Source organism: Halarcobacter ebronensis (assembly GCF_013201825.1).
Taxonomy (GTDB): Bacteria; Campylobacterota; Campylobacteria; order Campylobacterales; family Arcobacteraceae; genus Halarcobacter; species Halarcobacter ebronensis.
In genome coordinates, this window is record NZ_CP053836.1 from 1,779,954 (window position 1) to 1,797,706 (window position 17,753).

At 29.2% G+C, this 17,753-nt stretch carries 16 protein-coding genes; 8 read left to right on the forward strand and 8 right to left on the reverse strand.

What is annotated here, in order from left to right:
• Positions 1-2 precede the first annotated feature (2 nt).
• Positions 3-2,945: a YhdP family protein gene (locus tag AEBR_RS08830; protein WP_129086585.1), complete on the reverse strand. Its 2,943-nt coding sequence runs from the start codon at positions 2,943-2,945 to the stop codon at positions 3-5.
• Between the two features lie 43 nt (positions 2,946-2,988).
• Here AEBR_RS08830 and mltG point away from each other — a divergent pair, with 43 nt between their 5' ends.
• The 6 genes from mltG (at position 2,989) to AEBR_RS08860 (ending at position 10,217) form a co-directional block, all read left to right on the forward strand.
• Positions 2,989-3,987 (forward strand): endolytic transglycosylase MltG, encoded by a 999-nt coding sequence (gene mltG / locus AEBR_RS08835; protein ID WP_237682619.1) that lies wholly within the window; start codon positions 2,989-2,991, stop codon positions 3,985-3,987.
• A gap of 122 nt (positions 3,988-4,109) precedes the next feature.
• Positions 4,110-6,302, forward strand: a complete 2,193-nt coding sequence (locus tag AEBR_RS08840) for an NADP-dependent isocitrate dehydrogenase (RefSeq protein ID WP_129086583.1) — start codon at positions 4,110-4,112, stop codon at positions 6,300-6,302.
• Positions 6,303-6,431: 129 nt separating this feature from the next.
• On the forward strand, positions 6,432-7,373 hold the full coding sequence (mdh, locus tag AEBR_RS08845; protein ID WP_129086582.1) for a malate dehydrogenase: 942 nt from the start codon (positions 6,432-6,434) through the stop codon (positions 7,371-7,373).
• An 80-nt stretch (positions 7,374-7,453) separates the two neighbouring features.
• Positions 7,454-7,744: a heavy-metal-associated domain-containing protein gene (locus AEBR_RS08850; RefSeq protein ID WP_129086581.1), complete on the forward strand. Its 291-nt coding sequence runs from the start codon at positions 7,454-7,456 to the stop codon at positions 7,742-7,744.
• 79 nt (positions 7,745-7,823) lie between these two features.
• Positions 7,824-8,030: a heavy-metal-associated domain-containing protein gene (locus tag AEBR_RS08855; protein ID WP_129086580.1), complete on the forward strand. Its 207-nt coding sequence runs from the start codon at positions 7,824-7,826 to the stop codon at positions 8,028-8,030.
• 9 nt (positions 8,031-8,039) lie between these two features.
• Positions 8,040-10,217, forward strand: a complete 2,178-nt coding sequence (locus tag AEBR_RS08860) for a heavy metal translocating P-type ATPase (protein WP_129086579.1) — start codon at positions 8,040-8,042, stop codon at positions 10,215-10,217.
• A gap of 36 nt (positions 10,218-10,253) precedes the next feature.
• Here AEBR_RS08860 and AEBR_RS08865 read toward each other — a convergent pair whose 3' ends face one another.
• The 5 genes from AEBR_RS08865 to AEBR_RS08885 form a co-directional block, all read right to left on the reverse strand.
• Positions 10,254-10,829 carry a superoxide dismutase gene (locus AEBR_RS08865; protein ID WP_129086578.1) on the reverse strand — a complete coding sequence of 192 codons (576 nt, stop codon included), beginning with the start codon at positions 10,827-10,829 and terminating at the stop codon, positions 10,254-10,256.
• Positions 10,830-10,944: 115 nt separating this feature from the next.
• Entirely contained in the window at positions 10,945-11,514 is a 570-nt protein-coding gene (locus AEBR_RS08870) for an ankyrin repeat domain-containing protein (RefSeq protein WP_128977882.1), read from the reverse strand.
• Positions 11,515-11,590: 76 nt separating this feature from the next.
• Positions 11,591-12,184, reverse strand: coding sequence for a hypothetical protein (locus AEBR_RS08875; protein WP_129086577.1), 594 nt, complete (start codon positions 12,182-12,184; stop codon positions 11,591-11,593).
• A gap of 87 nt (positions 12,185-12,271) precedes the next feature.
• Positions 12,272-13,426 (reverse strand): FAD-dependent oxidoreductase, encoded by a 1,155-nt coding sequence (locus AEBR_RS08880; RefSeq protein WP_129086576.1) that lies wholly within the window; start codon positions 13,424-13,426, stop codon positions 12,272-12,274.
• Positions 13,427-13,428: 2 nt separating this feature from the next.
• Positions 13,429-13,743: a hypothetical protein gene (locus tag AEBR_RS08885; RefSeq protein ID WP_129086575.1), complete on the reverse strand. Its 315-nt coding sequence runs from the start codon at positions 13,741-13,743 to the stop codon at positions 13,429-13,431.
• 160 nt (positions 13,744-13,903) lie between these two features.
• On the opposite strand from AEBR_RS08885, the gene AEBR_RS08890 reads away from it, so the two are divergent.
• A complete protein-coding gene (locus AEBR_RS08890; RefSeq protein WP_129086574.1) occupies positions 13,904-14,791 on the forward strand; it encodes a DnaJ C-terminal domain-containing protein in 888 nt (295 codons plus the stop codon).
• Positions 14,792-14,804: 13 nt separating this feature from the next.
• The gene (locus AEBR_RS08895) at positions 14,805-15,185 is read left to right on the forward strand and encodes a heat shock protein transcriptional repressor HspR (protein ID WP_128977871.1); all 381 of its coding nucleotides are present in this window, start codon (positions 14,805-14,807) and stop codon (positions 15,183-15,185) included.
• 17 nt (positions 15,186-15,202) lie between these two features.
• Here the strand turns inward: AEBR_RS08895 and ftsZ are convergent, their stop codons facing one another.
• Positions 15,203-16,351, reverse strand: coding sequence for a cell division protein FtsZ (ftsZ, locus tag AEBR_RS08900; RefSeq protein WP_129086573.1), 1,149 nt, complete (start codon positions 16,349-16,351; stop codon positions 15,203-15,205).
• Positions 16,351-17,751: a cell division protein FtsA gene (gene ftsA / locus AEBR_RS08905; RefSeq protein WP_128977867.1), complete on the reverse strand. Its 1,401-nt coding sequence runs from the start codon at positions 17,749-17,751 to the stop codon at positions 16,351-16,353. Before ftsA ends, ftsZ begins: the two co-directional genes overlap by 1 nt.
• Positions 17,752-17,753: the final 2 nt, after the last annotated feature.

The window sequence follows — 17,753 nt, forward strand, 5'->3', positions numbered from 1 at the left end:
TACTACTCACTCTTAGGGATTTCTTCCTCTTCTTTATTACTACTTCCTATGGATTTAATTAAGTCAAATGGTGTTGTAAAGACTCTTTTTAAGAAATTAACAGGTGCACTAACACCCTCTTCTATAAAATTTGTTTTATATTTTGGCTCTTCTAAAGTACCATAAATAGTAACTTCTGTATCAACTCTTTTTTCATCTCCAAGTAAAATATAGTTTATAACAGGAATATAGTTTACCAATTTTGAGTAATCTTTAAAGAAAATCATTTTAAGCTTTGCATCAACTGCTGATGTTTTAAAATCTATTGTAGTATAACCATCAAAATCAATACCATTTCCTTCTGTATTAAGCTTATTCATATTTAAGAATTTATCAACAAAACTATAAGAGAACTCAACTTTACCCTCAGTGATTCTATATCCATTTAAATTAAATCCACCATTTGTTGCCATTCCAACAACAGAAGGAATTGCCAAAAATGGATTTATAATAGCAGGAGAAGTATTTACTAAAATAATCAAGTTATTTAAAATTGCCAAATCAACTATTTTTGTTTCGTTAAAATATGCATTTCCACTTATATAAGTATCTTTTCCTTTGGCAAGGACATTTACATATCCGCCTTTAATCAAATTTTTTCCAATTAATGGATTTAAAAAGTTATCAGTCATATTAGTTGCAGAGAGTGTTATATTATCGTTTCTATCTTTTTCATAAAAGAAACTTGTTGCACCATTATTTAAATCTATACGAGTATGTTTTTTTTCAAAGACAAAACTATAATTTGTTGCTTTTGCTATATGTTTTTCATTGATAATTATATTTGAATTTTCACCTTTTACATAATAGCTTGTTTTAATATTTTCTTTCTCTTCATCATTTGTGTTATATACAATATCATAAGCTTTTAGCTTTAAATCAATTCTCTCTTTAGGGATATCATACTTTAAAGACAAGCCTTTATCTTTACTCTTTAATTCAACCAAATTATCTTTATAAACACCTCTAATTTGAAGATTTGTTACAATTTTCCCATTTTTAGAAATTGGTAAATCTAAATCTAATCCTTCTCCTTCAAACTCAACTACTTTTTTATTCAAATAGAGATTTGCCCATAAAGCATTAAAAATATGCTCTTTATCTAACTCAATTTTGGAACCTCTTAATTCAATATTTACAGTTGGATACTCTTTACTTTCAAAACCTGTCCCCTCAGATAAAATCAAATCCACTTTTTTTAGTTTTATAATAGGTGTTTTATTACTCTCTAATACAATACTAATACTATCATCGTTTGTTTTAATAAGAATTGCTTCATTTCTAAGAACCCCTGTAGCAGTTAAATTTTCAATCTTTTTATTCTCTTTTTTGAAAGGAAGATTTAACCCTATTGCATTTACCTTAAAATCAATTTTATTTTCATCATAAATATCAACAGTTAAATCTCCTTTTGATAAACCTATCTCTTTTAATAGAGTTGAATAGTCATACAAAGAGTTTAAATCATTAACTACTATTTGAAGATAGTCATCTTTTACCTCAATATCACTTTTAAAATCATCTAATTTTATTTTTGTTTTATCACTAAAATCAATATCAATTTTAGAGAGTTTGTCTTTTATAAAAAGAATCTCTTTATTATCACTTTTTATATTTAGTTCATCAATTTTTATTTCACCTTGTGCAACTTCTTTTTTAGTATCAATTTTTAACTTTAAATTACCACTTAACATCTCTTTGTGTTTTATGTATGAATTATTTATATATACATCATTATCTTTTAAACTCACATCAGCAGTACTTGCAAAGAAATCAAAATTTCCTAGTTTAAAATCTGCATTTATAGCTTTGAACTCTCCATCTACATGCATCTCTTTTGAAGCTAAATATGGTATTGTAAGTAGTAGTTTTGAATCCAAAGTTCCACTTGTTTGAATTAAAGGCAAATTGATTTCATAAGCTTTTAATATCTCTAAAACATCACTATTAAGTATTGAATCAGATTTCAAATCAACAAATACAGTACCCTTTTGCATGCTTGTCAAATCAGTTATATATACATTACTACCATAGATTTTGCTTGTGTTATAGATTGGATTTTCTAAATTAAAAGAGAGTTTATCATTTTCATAATCAATTGTTAAAGTAGGAGTATCAACTGTTTTTGCAGCTTTATTAAATCTAATTTTGGCATTTTTTATTACAGCTTGACCTTTTATAGAGTTGATTATTGGTTCATAATTTTTTAAATCAACTTTTCCATAAAGATAGTTTAATTTTATATCTCCTTCAACATTATCATACATCCACTCTTCTGCAACACTATCAAGTCTAAAATACTCTTTTAAAAAACCAATTGATTTAATACTATTAGCTGTATCAATATAAAAATCTAAATATTTTTTTGAAAATTTTGCATTTATTTCACCTTTAATATCTCTATAATCATATTTACCTAAAAAACTTGCAACTTTTTCATTTAAATCTACTTTTATATTTCCAAAAAATGCAAGGTCCTCTTTTTTTAGATAGATTGAATAGATATCCATTTTTATTAAATGATCTTCTACTTTTAAATCTGAAGCTATATTTATAAATTTATTATCCAAATACAAAAAGCTATTATCCAAATGGATTGATATGGAACTATCATTAACTTTAAGCTCTTTTATATCAATCTCTTTAAATAGTTTCAAAAGAATATTTAAATTAGATAATTTTTGATAAAGGCCCTTTAAAGAGTTGTCTTCTGAAGAAGATTTGAAATTTGTTACTATTTTTTCAGTCTTTAAAATAAGCTTTTTATCCAATTTTAAATAAAATTTCGAAATTGTAAAATTACTAAATGAAAAAGAATCAATTTTAATACCATAAAAGAGTGAAATTCCTGAAATAATGAAAAAGAGTACAAAAAACAGACTAATAGCCTTAACGATTTTTAACATAATTGAGATAATCCTTATTTTAATAATAGCACTCCTTTTCTATTTGAATATTCCATTAAGCTCAACAAAAGTGATTTTTATACCTAAAGGTAGTACCAACAGCATTATATCTCAATTAAATAAAAAGGGTTATGAAACAAATGGCATAGATAAGTTTGTTGTAAGACTTTTTGGTTATCCACAAAATGGCTGGATTGATTTAAAAACAAACTATATGACAAAGGCTGATTTCCTCTATAAAATCACAAAATCAAAAGCAGCGCTTAAAACTGTAACTTTGATTCCAGGAGAGACCTCTTATGTCTTTTTATTAGACCTTGCAGAGAAGTTTAATCTCTCAATAGATAAATTAAGAGAAATATATGATACCCATGCCTATAAAGAGGATGGAAATATTTTAGCAGAGAGCTACTCATTACCATATGGAATGAAAGAGGATCATCTCCTTTTTTATCTATTTTCACAAACAAACAAACAGTATGAAGAGTTTTCAAGAAAGATTTTTGGTTATTATGATAAGAAAAAGTGGTATTTTTATTTAACAATTGCTTCAATCATTCAAAAAGAGGCAGCAAGTGTTGATGAAATGCCAATAGTATCAAGTGTAATATATAACAGACTAAGAAAAAAAATGGCACTGCAGATGGATGGAACTTTAAACTATGGGAAATATTCCCATGTTAAAATCACTGCCCAAAGAATCAGAGAAGATAATAGCTCTTATAATACATACAAAAATAGAGGAATCCCATCAAGTCCAGTATGTGCAGTTAGTTTAAATGCAATAAAAGCTGCAATTTTCCCTGTAAAGAGTGATTATTTATATTTTGTCAAAGATAATACAACTGGTCTTCATAAGTTTACAAGCTCATATACAGAACATGTAAATAATATTAACGCGAATAGAGGTGTTAAGAAAAGTTACACAAAAATAAAAGAGGAAGAAACAGAACTTGATTTAGAGGCTAAAAAGATTATGGATACCGATGTAAGCGAACAAAAGCCCTCTTCTATAAAAGATTTATGGAACAATGTTAAATAATTTTATGTGAATTATTGAAACAGTAAAATTTTTGTAATAAATTAAATATAAAAATTCAATTATCATAAACTCAAATACTGCTATCATATCACTATTCAAAAATTCAATATTTAGGAACAGACATGTCAAAAATCATTTACACAAAAGTTGATGAAGCCCCTGCGTTAGCTACATACTCTTTTTTACCTATTATTAAAGCTTTTACAAAAAGTTCTGGTATCGAAATGGTACAAAAAGATATCTCATTAGCTGGAAGAATTATTGCAAATTTCCCAGAGAATTTAAAAGAGGATCAAAAAATTGGTGATGCTTTAGCTGAACTTGGAAATATGACTCAAGATCCAAATGCAAATATTATTAAACTACCAAATATATCGGCATCAATTCCTCAATTAAAAGCTGCAATTGCAGAACTTCAATCAAAAGGGTACAATGTACCAAACTATGATGAAAGTGAAGAGATTACTGCAAGATATTCTAAAATTTTAGGTAGTGCAGTTAACCCTGTTCTTAGAGAAGGTAACTCAGACAGAAGAGCTCCAAGTGCAGTTAAAAACTATGCAAAAAACAACCCTCATAGAATGGGTGAGTGGAAAAAAGATTCTAAAACTGAAGTAGCATATATGCCTGCAGATGATTTTTATGGTACTGAAGTTTCTACAACTCTAAACTCTGTTGATAATTTCAAAATTACTTTTATTGGTGCAAATGGTGAAGAGAAAGTTTTAAAAGCATCGCTTCCACTAGAAGCTGGTGAAGTTGTAGATGCTACAAAAATGTCTTCAAAAGCACTTCAAAAATTCTATCAAGAAGCAATTGATGAAGCTAAAAAAAGAGATGTTCTTCTTTCTCTTCATTTAAAAGCAACTATGATGAAAGTATCTGATCCTATCATGTTTGGATTTGCTGTAAAAGTATTCTTTAAAGATTTAATTGCAAAACATGGGGCATTTTTTGATGAGTTAGGTGTAAACTTCAACAATGGTTTAGGTGATTTATACTCAAAACTAGAAAATGTTGATGCAGCTAAAAAAGCAGAAATTGAAGCTGATATTGCTGCAATTTATGAAAAACAACCAAGACTTGCAATGGTAAACTCTGCAAAAGGTATAACAAACTTACATGTACCTTCTGATGTTATTATTGATGCATCAATGCCTGCTATGATTAGAGGTGGTGGTAAGATGTGGAATGCGCAAGATAAAGAAGAAGATACTCTTGCAATGATTCCAGATAGATGTTATGCAACTACATATCAAGTTGTAATTGAAGATTGTAAAGAGAATGGTGCATTAGATCCAAGAACTATGGGAAGTGTTCCAAATGTTGGACTTATGGCTAAAAAAGCTGAAGAGTATGGAAGCCATGATAAAACTTTCCAAGCACAAGGTGATGGAAAAATTATTGTTACAAATAAAGCTGGTGAAACTGTATTTAGTTTTGATGTTGATAGTGGAGATATCTTTAGAATGTGCCAAACAAAAGATGCTCCAATTAAAGATTGGGTTAAACTTGCAGTAAATAGAGCAAAACTATCTAAAACTCCTGCCGTATTCTGGTTAGATAAAAACAGAGGCCATGATGCACAAATGATTGCAAAAGTTGAAGAGTACTTAAAAGAGTATGATTTAACAGGTTTAGAAATCTCTATTATGGCTCCGGATGATGCTATTAAATACACTCTTGATAGAATGAGAAAAGGACTTGATACAATCTCTGTAACTGGAAATGTATTTAGGGATTACAACACTGACCTATTCCCTATTTTAGAACTTGGAACTAGTGCAAAAATGCTTTCAATTGTTCCATTAATGCAAGGTGGAGGATTATTTGAAACTGGTGCTGGAGGATCTGCTCCTAAACACGTACAACAATTTGTTGAAGAGAACTACTTAAGATGGGACTCTTTAGGAGAATTTATGGCTCTTGCTGCATCTTTTGAACATCTTGGAAATACTCAAAACAATACAAAAGCAAAAGTTCTTGCAACTACTTTAGATAAAGCAACTGGAAGATTCCTTTTAAATGATAAATCACCTTCTAGAAAATTAGGTGGAATTGATAATAGAGGAAGCCATTTCTATTTAGCAATGTACTGGGCTCAAGAGTTAGCAGCTCAAAATGATGATAAAGAGCTTAAAGCAGAATTTGAACCTATTGCAAAAGCAATGACTGAAAATGAAGATAAAATTTTCTCTGAACTAGTAGCTCCTCATGGAACTGCTGCTGATATCGGAGGATACTATTTACCAAATGATGAAAAAGCATATGCTGCAATGAGACCATCAGCAACTTTAAACGCAATTATTGGTTAATTGACTTTAAATTAAGGCAGGAGGGAGATTCTCCCTCTTGCCTTTTTTTATTAAAAAATATACAGATATTTTAATCATACTAAAAACTATTTTGATATAATTAAAATATCTTAATTAAAAGGTCATATATTGATTAATAAAAAAGTTGGAATTATTGGTGTAGGAAATGTGGGTTCTACACTTGCTTATACATTAGCCCACAAAGGTATATGCTCATCAATAATATTAAAAGATATTAGAGAGAACATAGTTGAAGCTATGGCTTTGGATATCTCTCAATCTGCAAATGCTGCAAAATCACACACTACAGTTCATGCGGCTAAAAATGCCAATGATTTAGAAGGTTGTGATGTTATTGTTATAACTGCTGGAATCCCTAGAAAACCAGGAATGAGTAGAGACGACCTCCTTTTAACAAATGCAAAAATTCTAAAATCTGTAATTGATGAGATAAAAGTTTATTCTCCAGATGCAATTATAATTGTTGTTTCAAATCCATTAGATGCGATGGTTTATGCAGCACTAAAAACTTCAGGATTTAAAAAAGAACAAGTTTTAGGAATGGCAGGAATTTTAGATAGTGCAAGAATGAGCCACTTTATACTTGAAAAACTAGGATTTGGAGCAGGTCAAATTGAGTCTTCTGTTATGGGAGGACATGGTGATGATATGGTTCCTCTGCCAAATCACTCAACTGTTGCAGGAGTTGCTTTAAATGAACTATTAAGCCAAGAAGAGATTGAACAAATAATTGAAAAAACTAAAAATGGTGGACTTCAAATAGTTAAACTACTAGAAACAGGTTCAGCATATTATGCCCCTGCCCATGCCACATCACTTATGGTTGAAGCAATATTGGATAATAAGAAAAAAATCTATCCTTGTTCAGTTATGCTTGATGGTGAGTATGGATACAAAAATGTTGTAGCAGGAGTTCCTGTAATGCTTGGAAGCAAAGGAGTTGAAAAGATAATGGAACTAAAACTAACAGATGAACAAAAAAGACTTTTTGCAAACTCAGTTGATTCAGTTCAATCACTGATTAATGTATTAGAAGAGAGATTCTTCTAATACAATTAATATACACTCTCTTTAACACATCCTATATTACTTTACGATATACTAAACAAAAAAAATCAAGGTAATATGATATGAAAAAAACATTAGAAGTTCACAATGTTAAATGCGGAGGATGCGCAAATACTCTTATAAATGGTCTAAAAGAAGAGTTTGGAGAAGTAGAAGTTAACTTAGATGTACATCCAAGACAAATAACTTTAGATATAGAAGATGATAAAGTTGAAACTCTAAAAATGAAACTAAGAGGACTAGGTTATCCTTTAACAACTGACGAGCTAAGTGGTTTTGAAAAAGCAGCAACTACAGCAAAAAGTTTTGTCTCTTGTGCTGTTGGTAAATTTAATGTAGCAACAGGGAAATAGCTTTTAATTTAATAGCAATTATCAATTACATATTCTCTCCACATAAATATGATACTATTTATAACAAAAAGGATTTAATATGAAAAAAACATATAAAGCAGAAAATATTTCATGCAATAACTGTGCAAATATGATTAAAGCATCACTTGGGGATGAGTTTGAAAATATTGAAGTAAATCTAAATGTAACACCCAAAGAGGTTACATTAGATATTAAAGATGAAGCTGATGAAAAAAGATTCAAAGAAGAGATGGCTGATATTGGTTTTCCTGTAATAAACGATTAAGGAAGATTTATGTCAAAAGAGACAATACACCTTAATATCTCAGGGATGACTTGTGTAAACTGCTCCAATGGAATTGAAAAATTCTTAAAAAAACAAAAAGGTGTTGAAGCTTGTAAAGTAAGCTTCGCATCAAATGAGGGAGAGTTTGAAATTGATAACGAAATCTTCTCTAAACAAAAACTTATAGATAAGATTGAACTACTTGGATACAAAGTAGAAGATGATTTCAAACATCTAGAACTTGCTCAAAAAAAAGATTTTGAAAAACTAAAAAGACTTTTTTCTATCTCAATTGTTTTAACCCTTGCAATTTTTATTTTGGCTTTTACAAATATTGTTGATGAATCTATCAAAAAATATATTATATTTATAATAGCCACTGCTGTGCAATTCTTTTGTGGGATGAGATTTTATAAATTAGGATACAAGGCTCTTAGCAATAGAAATTATGATATGAATGTTTTGGTTGCCATAGGAACTAGTGCAGCCTATTTTTATTCAACCTTTGTTCTATTTTTTCCAAACTTATTTCCTGAAAATTTAAGATTTTTATACTTTGATGGAGCAGCTGTAATTATTACTTTTGTTTTACTTGGAAGATATTTAGAAGAGCGTTCAAAACAAAAAGCAAGTGATTTCTTAAAAAAACTAATGAATCTAACTCCACAAAATGCAACTCTTCTAAAAAAGAGCAATGAGTCAGAAGTAGTACTAGCAAAACTTTTAAATATTGGTGATAAAATATTAGTTAAAACAGGTGAAAAAATTGCTGCTGATGGAGTAATTATAACAGGTAATGCAGATATTGATACTTCAATGATTACTGGGGAATCAATGCCTCAATTTAAACAAAAGGGGGATGAAGTTCTCTCTGGGACTTTAAATACAAATGGAGTTATAACCGTAGAGGTTACAAAACTTGCAAGTGATACAACTATATCTAAAATCATTAATCTTCTAAAAACAGCACAAAGTAAGCAGATACCAATTAGTAGGTTTGCAGATAAAATAGCAAATATTTTTGTACCATCTGTTATTACAATCTCTATTTTAACTTTTATTATTTGGGCATTTGTAGGAAATATGCAAAATGCAATTTTAGCTAGTATTAGTGTACTAATTATCTCTTGCCCTTGTGCTCTTGGACTTGCTACACCTATTGCAATAGTAAGTTCTGTTAGTCGAGGAGCAAAAGAGGGAATACTAATTAAAAATCCTGAAATACTCGAAATAATTAAAGATATTAAATATTCAGTTTTTGATAAAACAGGAACACTTACAAAAGGTGAAATAGTTGTAAAAGAGACAAATATAGAACCTAAATATTTTGAAATGATTTTAAGTGTTGAAAGCTTAAGTGAACACCCTATTTCAAAAGCAATTGTTAATTATCTAGAAGACTTAAATACAAACTCAAAATTGGAAGTAACTGATTTAGAGATAATCCCAGGAAGAGGAATAAAAGCAATAGTCGAAAATAAAAAACTTATACTTGGAAATAAACAACTTCTTGATGAAAATGGTATAGAAATATCACCTATACATTTAAAAGCCTATGAAAATCATTTAAATATGTCTAATGGCGTAATCCTAGCTTCAATTGATAATAATTCAATTGGTCTGTTTAGTTTAGAAGATCAACTAAAAGAACATGCTAGAGAATTAATAGAGAGTTTAAAAGCACTTAATATAAAACCTGTACTTCTTACAGGAGATAATAGTATAACTGCAAAAAATATTGCAGAAACAATTGGAATAGATGAAGTCTATAGTGAAGTAATTCCAACCCAAAAATATGAAGTAATTAAGAATATACAAGAAAAAGGTAGAGTGATGTTTGTGGGAGATGGGATAAATGATGCTTTATCTATAAAACAAGCAGATATTGGTATTACATTAAACTCAGGTTCTGATATTACAAAAGATGCTGGTGATATTATTCTAATAAATAATGACCTTGAAGCAATAAGTAAAAGTATAAAACTCTCAAAAGAGACAATGAAAATTATAAAAGAGAATCTTTTTTGGGCTTTTATTTATAATGCAATTGGAATACCTCTTGCCGCTGGTATTTTATATCCAATAAATGGACTTATGTTAACGCCTATGTATGCAGGTATTGCAATGAGTTTTAGCTCTGTAACAGTTGTATTAAATTCATTAAGATTGAAATTAAAAAGATTATAAGAAGTAAAGATAAAAAGAGGTTAAACCTCTTTTTATCTATTTAAGATTTTGAGCTACAAAATCCCAATTAACTAAATTCCAAAAATTTTCTAAATATTTAGGTCTTGCATTTCTTGTATCAATATAATAAGCATGTTCCCAAACATCACATGTTAATAGTGGTGTCAATCCATCAGTAATAGGTGTTTTTGCATTAGCTGTTGCTACAATTTCAAGTTTCCCTGAACTATTTTTTACAAGCCATGCCCAACCTGAACCAAAGTGGTTAACTGCTGCATTTGTAAAATCCTCTTTAAATTTATCTACAGAGCCAAAAGCTTGACTTAAAGTAGCTTCTACAGATGAAGGAATTTTTGAACCGTTTGGAGTCAATCCTTTCCAGAAAAAGTCGTGATTAAATACTTGAGCTGCGTTATTAAAAATACCACCTTCAGAACTTTTTATAATATCTTCTAAAGAGAGGTTTTCATATTTTGTACCTTCAATCAAACCATTTAATTTAGTTACATATGTTTGATGGTGTTTTCCATAGTGATACTCAAGTGTCTCCTTTGACATAAGAGGCTCTAAAGCATCCAAAGAATAAGGTAGTTTCATTAATTCATGTGTCATTTCATATCTCCTTTTGTAAAAATTAATAACTAAATAAAATCTTACTCCTTTATTTTTAAGTATCAATAAGAGCTAAAGATTAGTTTTTAAATTAAGACTATTTTTGTCTTATTTACTAAAGTTTTATATTATATTTTTTTGCCAGTTTTTGTGCACTATTACCAAAGACATCCTCTTTGTATCTATTTGCACCATTTTTAGAAAAGAACTCTATTAAATCTTTATATTTATATAAAACTGCGTATAAAAAGCCATTGGCTTCTAAATTATCACAAATATCAATATCTACACCATAATCTAACATTACTTTGATAAATTCAACTCTTCCTCTATAAACACTATAGTGGAAAGCATGTAGCATATCTTTTTCAAAAACATTAAAATCTACACCCTTTGAAGCAAGTAGTTTAAAGGCTGTTAAGTTATTTGAATATATAGCCCAAAAGAGACCATTTCTTGTCTCTTTATCCCTTTGATTAACATCAACTCCAAGATCTATAACGTTTTTCAATCTGTCATTATTATTTGAAAAAATTGCTTGAAACATTACTGACCAGCCATTGTTTGTCTGATAATTAATATTTGCTCCATTTAATAATAGATAGTCAAATTTTGCATCATCATCTAAGCTATAAATTAGTAATTTCGACAATTCTTCATTTTGTGTTATATTATTTCTACTCATTATAAAATCCTTGAAATATTCTAACGAAAGAATCTTAAACTAATTTGACCTAATTAAAATATAATATTTTTATATACTAATTATTATTTAGAGATTCAACTAAAGGCTTTAATGTAGAGATTATCTCCTCTTTTGACATAGAACCATCAATAGCACCATTTTTAACTTCACCCTCATATATTTTAGAGATTGTTCCAACATCAGTTAGAAGAAAAGCAAAGAATTTAGTTTTTGAAGTATCATTAACTTTTAAACTATTTACCATATCACCGTTAAAATCATATATCATAGGAGTTTTACTATTTTCATTCAACTCTTCTAGTTTTCCTGGAATAAACATTTTTTTAACAAACCAAGGAGCTGCTGATATATTTGCAACCATAACATAGGCAATATCAAGTTTAAAAAGATTAGGTAACTCTTTTACAACGGCAAGAGAATCATGACTTCCCATAACAATTAAATACTTTTTGTTTTTTTCAAAAAGATTTTCTTTTTTTACTAATTCATTTTTCCCAACTAATTCAAATGTATCAGGCAAAGAATCATACTTGATTATATTTACAACATTTTCACTTGCAACTATTTGTTTAGGTTTATCTGCTGTGAAAAATACTAATAGTGAGAATCCAACAAGTCCTAAAAAAACAATTTTTAATATGTTTGACATTTAATTTCCTTTAATAAAAGTGGAGTAATTTTATCCTATTAAGGTTAATACTTCTTTAATAAAAAATATAGGAATAATTGATTTTATTTAATTTAATTTTTTAACCCAACGGCTAAACATTCTATCAGTTTTTATATGTTTATTTATTTCAGTTTGATTTATTATATGCTCCACTAAAGTATGTGCTAGATATGGAGATAAAACAAAACCTCTTCCCCCTACTCCATTTAAAACATAGAGATTATCATGAGCACTTAACATACTACTTTTTACGTGAGATCCATTTTTTAAATGAGGATACTTTATTAAAGTAGTTTGAGAGTCTATAAGTTTACCAACCATTGGGAAATAATCAACACTTGAGGCTCTTGGCCCTATTTTAATATCACAAATTTCAATATTTTCAAGAATTTTTATGTCACTTGCAAGAGTTAAAAGTTTATTGCAATCCTCTTCAACTCTTTTTTTATTGTAAGATGTCTCATTTTTAAAAGAATCTAGGCAATGATTACATATTTTTAAATTCTCATCAATTCTATGATGAGTTGCACCAATTGAGCTTAAATATTTATTCTCTTTTTCTATATATTTTGAGTGTGATAAGGAGCACTCTTTATGATAATTAATTGTAGTTTTAGTTGAAGTTAATATATCAATTTTTTGTCCCCACACAGCTCTTATATTAAAATATTTTTCCCTTATTAATGAAATATCAGCACCAGTTGTCAAAATAAGATTTTTTGCTTTAAATTCATCATTAAGAGACCAGAATTCCTCTTCTTTTTCCACTTTGTTTACTTCATAATTTAAAAGTGTTTCAATATTTTTTGTTAAAAATTTGCATGTTTCGTATGGACTCACTTGTGAACCTATCTCAAAAAAATAGCCATCTTCCCTATTTTGATAAGGAAAATCCATATATGGTTTGTAACTCTCAAACTTTTCTCTATCTTCTTCATTTTTTGGAATTCTTAATACTCCACAATTTGTAATTGCATCTTTTATGTTTTCTAAGTAAAAGTTTGTAGAAAATTTTAAAGCTTTAGTTACTAACTCTTTAAAATCATTTGGTTTTCCCAAAAGGGGAGAAAGAAAAGCACCAGCAGCTCCACTTGCCCCTTGGGCTATATCACAATTTCTATCTATTAAGAGTATTGATTTTGAATATTGTGAGAGGAAATAAGCTACACTACAGCCAGCAATTCCAGCTCCAACTATTATATAATCATAGTTTTTAGACATAATTAATCCTCATTATGTGGTTGATAATTAGGTCTCCAATAACCTCTTCCACCTCTAAGTGAAACACATCTATGTTTTGGTAATTTTTTTCTATAAAATTCAAGTCTCTCTTTTGTAGTTTTACCAGTATCACAATAAAATACAAATACAGTGCTTTCTGGCATTTGTGCCATTTCATAAGGATTATAAGTAATTGTTTCAATGTTATTCAAAGGTTTTAAAATTGTATCAACTAATACAACTTTTATGCCCTCTTTTTCTAACTCTTTAGTATATTTATAAAGCTCTTGTTGAGTCCATTCATCTTTTTCAAACATAAGTAGCATAATTACAAAAAACTAATTAAAATCTCTTAAAATTCATAAGCTTTAGCTCTTTAGTCAGCAAGTGCTAAGAATAATATAAAACTTGATTGACATTGACTCAAGTTTATGATAAAATAATATTTAAAAATTAGAATAATATATAGGAAAAAAAATGTCAAAAAGTTTATATGAAACACTTGAGGTAAATGAAGGTGCCTCAGCAGATGAAATAAAAAAAGCATACAGAAAATTAGCAAGAAAATATCACCCTGACGTTAATAAAGACCCAAAAGCAGAAGATAAATTCAAAGAGATAAACGCTGCTTATGAGGTATTAAGTGATCCAGAGAAAAAAAGACAATATGATCAATATGGTGATAATATGTTTGGAGGTCAAAACTTCCATGACTTTGCAAGAGGTCAAGGACATGGAGTTGATTTGGATGAGATTTTAAGACAAATGTTTGGAGGTGGCGGAGGATTTAGCTCTTCTGGCTTCTCTCAAGGTGGTTTTAGTGGTTTTAACGGATTTGGTAATCAAGGATTTTCAGAACCAGATTTAGATACCCACGCACAAATAACAATTCCATTTGATGTCTCAATTATAGGTGGAAAACAACATATCTCTTTAAATAGTGACTCTTTTGATATTAAAATACCAGAAGGGATTAAAGATGGACAAAAAATAAGAGCTAAGGGAAAAGGAAAATCATATCAAGGTAAAAGAGGAGATATGATTATCAAAATAAATGTTGCTGCTAGTCCAGAATATACAAGAGAGGGATCAACACTAACTAAATATTTTGATTTACCTCTAAAAACTGCTCTTTTTGGTGGAAAAATTGAAATTAAAACAATTCACAAAACTATTACACTAAAAGTACCAGAAAACACAAAACAAAACCAAAAATTTAGGGTAAAAGAGTTAGGAGTACAAGATAGAGCTTTAGGAGGAAGAGGAGATCTCTTCTTAAAAGCAAATATAGTCCTACCTAAAGTTGAAGATTTAGATAAAGATTTAGTTGAATCATTAAAAGAAAAACTTCCTGAAACTCTATAAAAGGAGCTAAATTATGGATACAAATGCATACAATGAACCTGTTTATCTAATCTCAGCCGTTGCAGAGATTTTAAATATTCATCCACAAACATTAAGACAATATGAGAGAGAGGGTTTAATTAAACCCTCTAGAACAAATGGTAAAATTAGACTATATTCACAAAAAGATATTGATCATATTAGATATGTTTTAACACTAACAAGGGAGTTAGGAATTAATCTTGCTGGTGTAGATTTAATTTTACAGCTTAATGATAAAATTGCCAATTTAGAAGATGAAATTGAGCTTTATAAGAAAAAATTAAAAGATATAAATAAATTTGGTTTAGTTCCAAATTCAAAAGCTTTGGTCATTAAAAAAAGTTCTTATGATGTAGTAATTTTTGAAGAGTAGAAAAACTACTCTTCTTTTTATCTTAGTTGATATTGTACTTTATAATCTCTCATTAGAGGTGGTATATCTAAATAGTTTTCATCATCAGGATTAATCTTTTTAGATGATGCTTTACTTGCATCTTCTTCAATTGTTCTATCGTCAAAAGAGACATCATTTTTTGATTCAAAACCAGTTGCTACTATTGTAATTTTAACTTCATCTGTTTCTAATGTATTATCAGAAGTTGTACCAAAAATAATCTCTGCATTTGAATCAATTGTCTCATGGATTTTTGACATAACATCATTAATTGCAAAAAGAGATACTTGAGGATGTATATTAAAATGAATCAAAATACCTTTTGCTCCACCTAAAGAGAGTTTATCTAAAAGAGGAGAATCAATTGCATCTTCCAATGCTCTTTGTGCAGCATTGTCACCTTTTGCTTTACCAATTCCCATAAGAGCCATACCCTTATGTTGCATAATTGTTTTAACATCTGCAAAGTCGGTATTAATATCTGAGTTTCCAGGGTTTAAAATAACCTCTGTCATACCATTTACTGCTTGATAAAGGATATTATCTATAATTTTAAAAGCATCTTTCATCCCTACATGCTCATCAATTATCTCTAATAATCTATCATTTGGCACAACAATAATTGAATCAGAAACTTTTTTAATCTCTTCCAATCCAAGATTAGCTAGTCCTGCTCTTTTTTTACCTTCCCAAGTAAAAGGTTTAGTAACAACAGAAACAGTTAGTGCACCTATCTCTTTTGCAGCTTTTGCAATGATTGCGGCAGCTCCTGTTCCTGTACCCCCACCAAGTCCTGCAGCTATAAATACAATATCAGCACCTTTTAATGCCTCTTTTATATCTTCATAACTCTCAACAGCAGAATCTCTACCAACTTCTGGTTTCATTCCTGCACCAAGACCTTTAGTAAGCTTAATTCCCAACTGGATTTTTTTAGGTGCTTTAGAGATTCTAAGTACTTGTAAATCTGTATTTGCAGCAATTAAATCTATCTTATGCGTTCCCTCATTTATCATGTGGTTGATCATATTACAACCACCTCCACCAACTCCAATTACTGAAATCTTTGCTACATTGTCCGAAAGAGTTTTATTAGGCATTTCCACTTTTATATCATCCACATTAAATAAATTTCCGTTATTCATTAGAACCACTCCGTAATAGCGTTCCATAATTTTTTAACGCCAGTGTTCTTGTCCTTTTTAGTTAGTGTTGGTAAGAGTTTAGAATCATCTTCTTCAGTTAATTTCTTACTATTTACTTCCATTGCAGTTTTTTGTATATCTGCAGCTGCATTCAACCCAGTAGAAAAATTTTCTGGTTGCTCTTTTACTTGAGAATTATCAACTATTTTTCTTTTTCTAATAAGATTTTTGTTTGAATCCAATTCAAAATTTCTATTTGTCTCTAAAGAGTAAAGAAGTAATCCAACAATTGTTGCCATTTTTGGATCATCAAAACTCATATAACCATTTTTTATATTTATTGGATTTGAGATTTTCACGGGTAAGTCATCAAAAACAAGGGTTGCAAGCTCTTTTATTCCAACAAGTTTGCTCATACCACCAGTAATTACAATACCTGTTCCTAAACTCTCATTAATTCCACTTTTTTTAAGACTATTTTTTACTAAAATTAAAATCTCTTCTACTCTTGCATGAATAATAGTTTGTATATGTTCTAAAGATACTTCAGAAGAGTTTTTTTCATCACCTATTCTTGGCGTTCTCACTTTTTTATTAGCAAGTTCTTCATCTGTTTTTAGTAAGTCTCCATACTCTGTCTTAATCTTTTCTGCTGCAATTGGAGGAGTATGTAACATTACAGAGATATCATTTGTAATGTGGTTTGAGCCAACAGGAATAAAGCCATTATAAATAAGTGCATAACCTTTATAACATGCAACTTCTGTTGTTGTTGCTCCAATATTTATAACTGTAGCTCCAAACTTCTTTTGTTGTTCATCTAAAGTTGAGATTGCCGTTGCATAACCATCTAAGACAAAGTTATTTACATTTAGATTTGCCATTTTAAATGCAGATTTTATATTTGTCAATGCAGTTTTCTTAGCTGTAACAACATAAACAGAAACTTCTAATCTTGAACCATTCATACTAAGTGGATTTTCTACATCTGCTGAATCATCAATCTTAAAAAATATAGGAATTACATGAATTACATCATATTCTGGAATAATTGTAGCATTGTATAGTGCCATTTGAAGAACTTGATTTATCTCATTCTCTGTAATAACTCCATTTGGAATATTTACACTACCTGAACTTCTTATTCCTTTAGTATATGCTCCTGAAATCGATACAACAGTTGATTCTATCTGCTCTGTTGTATTCTTTCTAGCAATAGAAACTGCCTCTTTTATACATTTTGAAGCTAACTCAATATTTGAGATAACTCCTTTATTTATACCAGCACTTTTATATGACCCTGTACCTAAAATATTTATTTTATAATCTAGATTATTTCTAGCAATTACAGCAGTTATATTTGACGATCCAATATCAATTGCTAAAAGAGTCTTATTCAAAA

Coding starts and splice junctions, on each gene's coding strand:
- AEBR_RS08830 (WP_129086585.1), bottom strand. CDS start 2,945: ATGTTAAAAATCGTTAAGGCTATTAGTCTGTTTTTTGTACTCTTTTTC.
- AEBR_RS08840 (WP_129086583.1), top strand. CDS start 4,110: ATGTCAAAAATCATTTACACAAAAGTTGATGAAGCCCCTGCGTTAGCT.
- AEBR_RS08850 (WP_129086581.1), top strand. CDS start 7,454: ATGAAAAAAACATTAGAAGTTCACAATGTTAAATGCGGAGGATGCGCA.
- AEBR_RS08855 (WP_129086580.1), top strand. CDS start 7,824: ATGAAAAAAACATATAAAGCAGAAAATATTTCATGCAATAACTGTGCA.
- AEBR_RS08860 (WP_129086579.1), top strand. CDS start 8,040: ATGTCAAAAGAGACAATACACCTTAATATCTCAGGGATGACTTGTGTA.
- AEBR_RS08865 (WP_129086578.1), bottom strand. CDS start 10,829: ATGACACATGAATTAATGAAACTACCTTATTCTTTGGATGCTTTAGAG.
- AEBR_RS08870 (WP_128977882.1), bottom strand. CDS start 11,514: ATGAGTAGAAATAATATAACACAAAATGAAGAATTGTCGAAATTACTA.
- AEBR_RS08875 (WP_129086577.1), bottom strand. CDS start 12,184: ATGTCAAACATATTAAAAATTGTTTTTTTAGGACTTGTTGGATTCTCA.
- AEBR_RS08880 (WP_129086576.1), bottom strand. CDS start 13,426: ATGTCTAAAAACTATGATTATATAATAGTTGGAGCTGGAATTGCTGGC.
- AEBR_RS08885 (WP_129086575.1), bottom strand. CDS start 13,743: ATGTTTGAAAAAGATGAATGGACTCAACAAGAGCTTTATAAATATACT.
- AEBR_RS08890 (WP_129086574.1), top strand. CDS start 13,904: ATGTCAAAAAGTTTATATGAAACACTTGAGGTAAATGAAGGTGCCTCA.
- AEBR_RS08895 (WP_128977871.1), top strand. CDS start 14,805: ATGGATACAAATGCATACAATGAACCTGTTTATCTAATCTCAGCCGTT.
- ftsZ (WP_129086573.1), bottom strand. CDS start 16,351: ATGAATAACGGAAATTTATTTAATGTGGATGATATAAAAGTGGAAATG.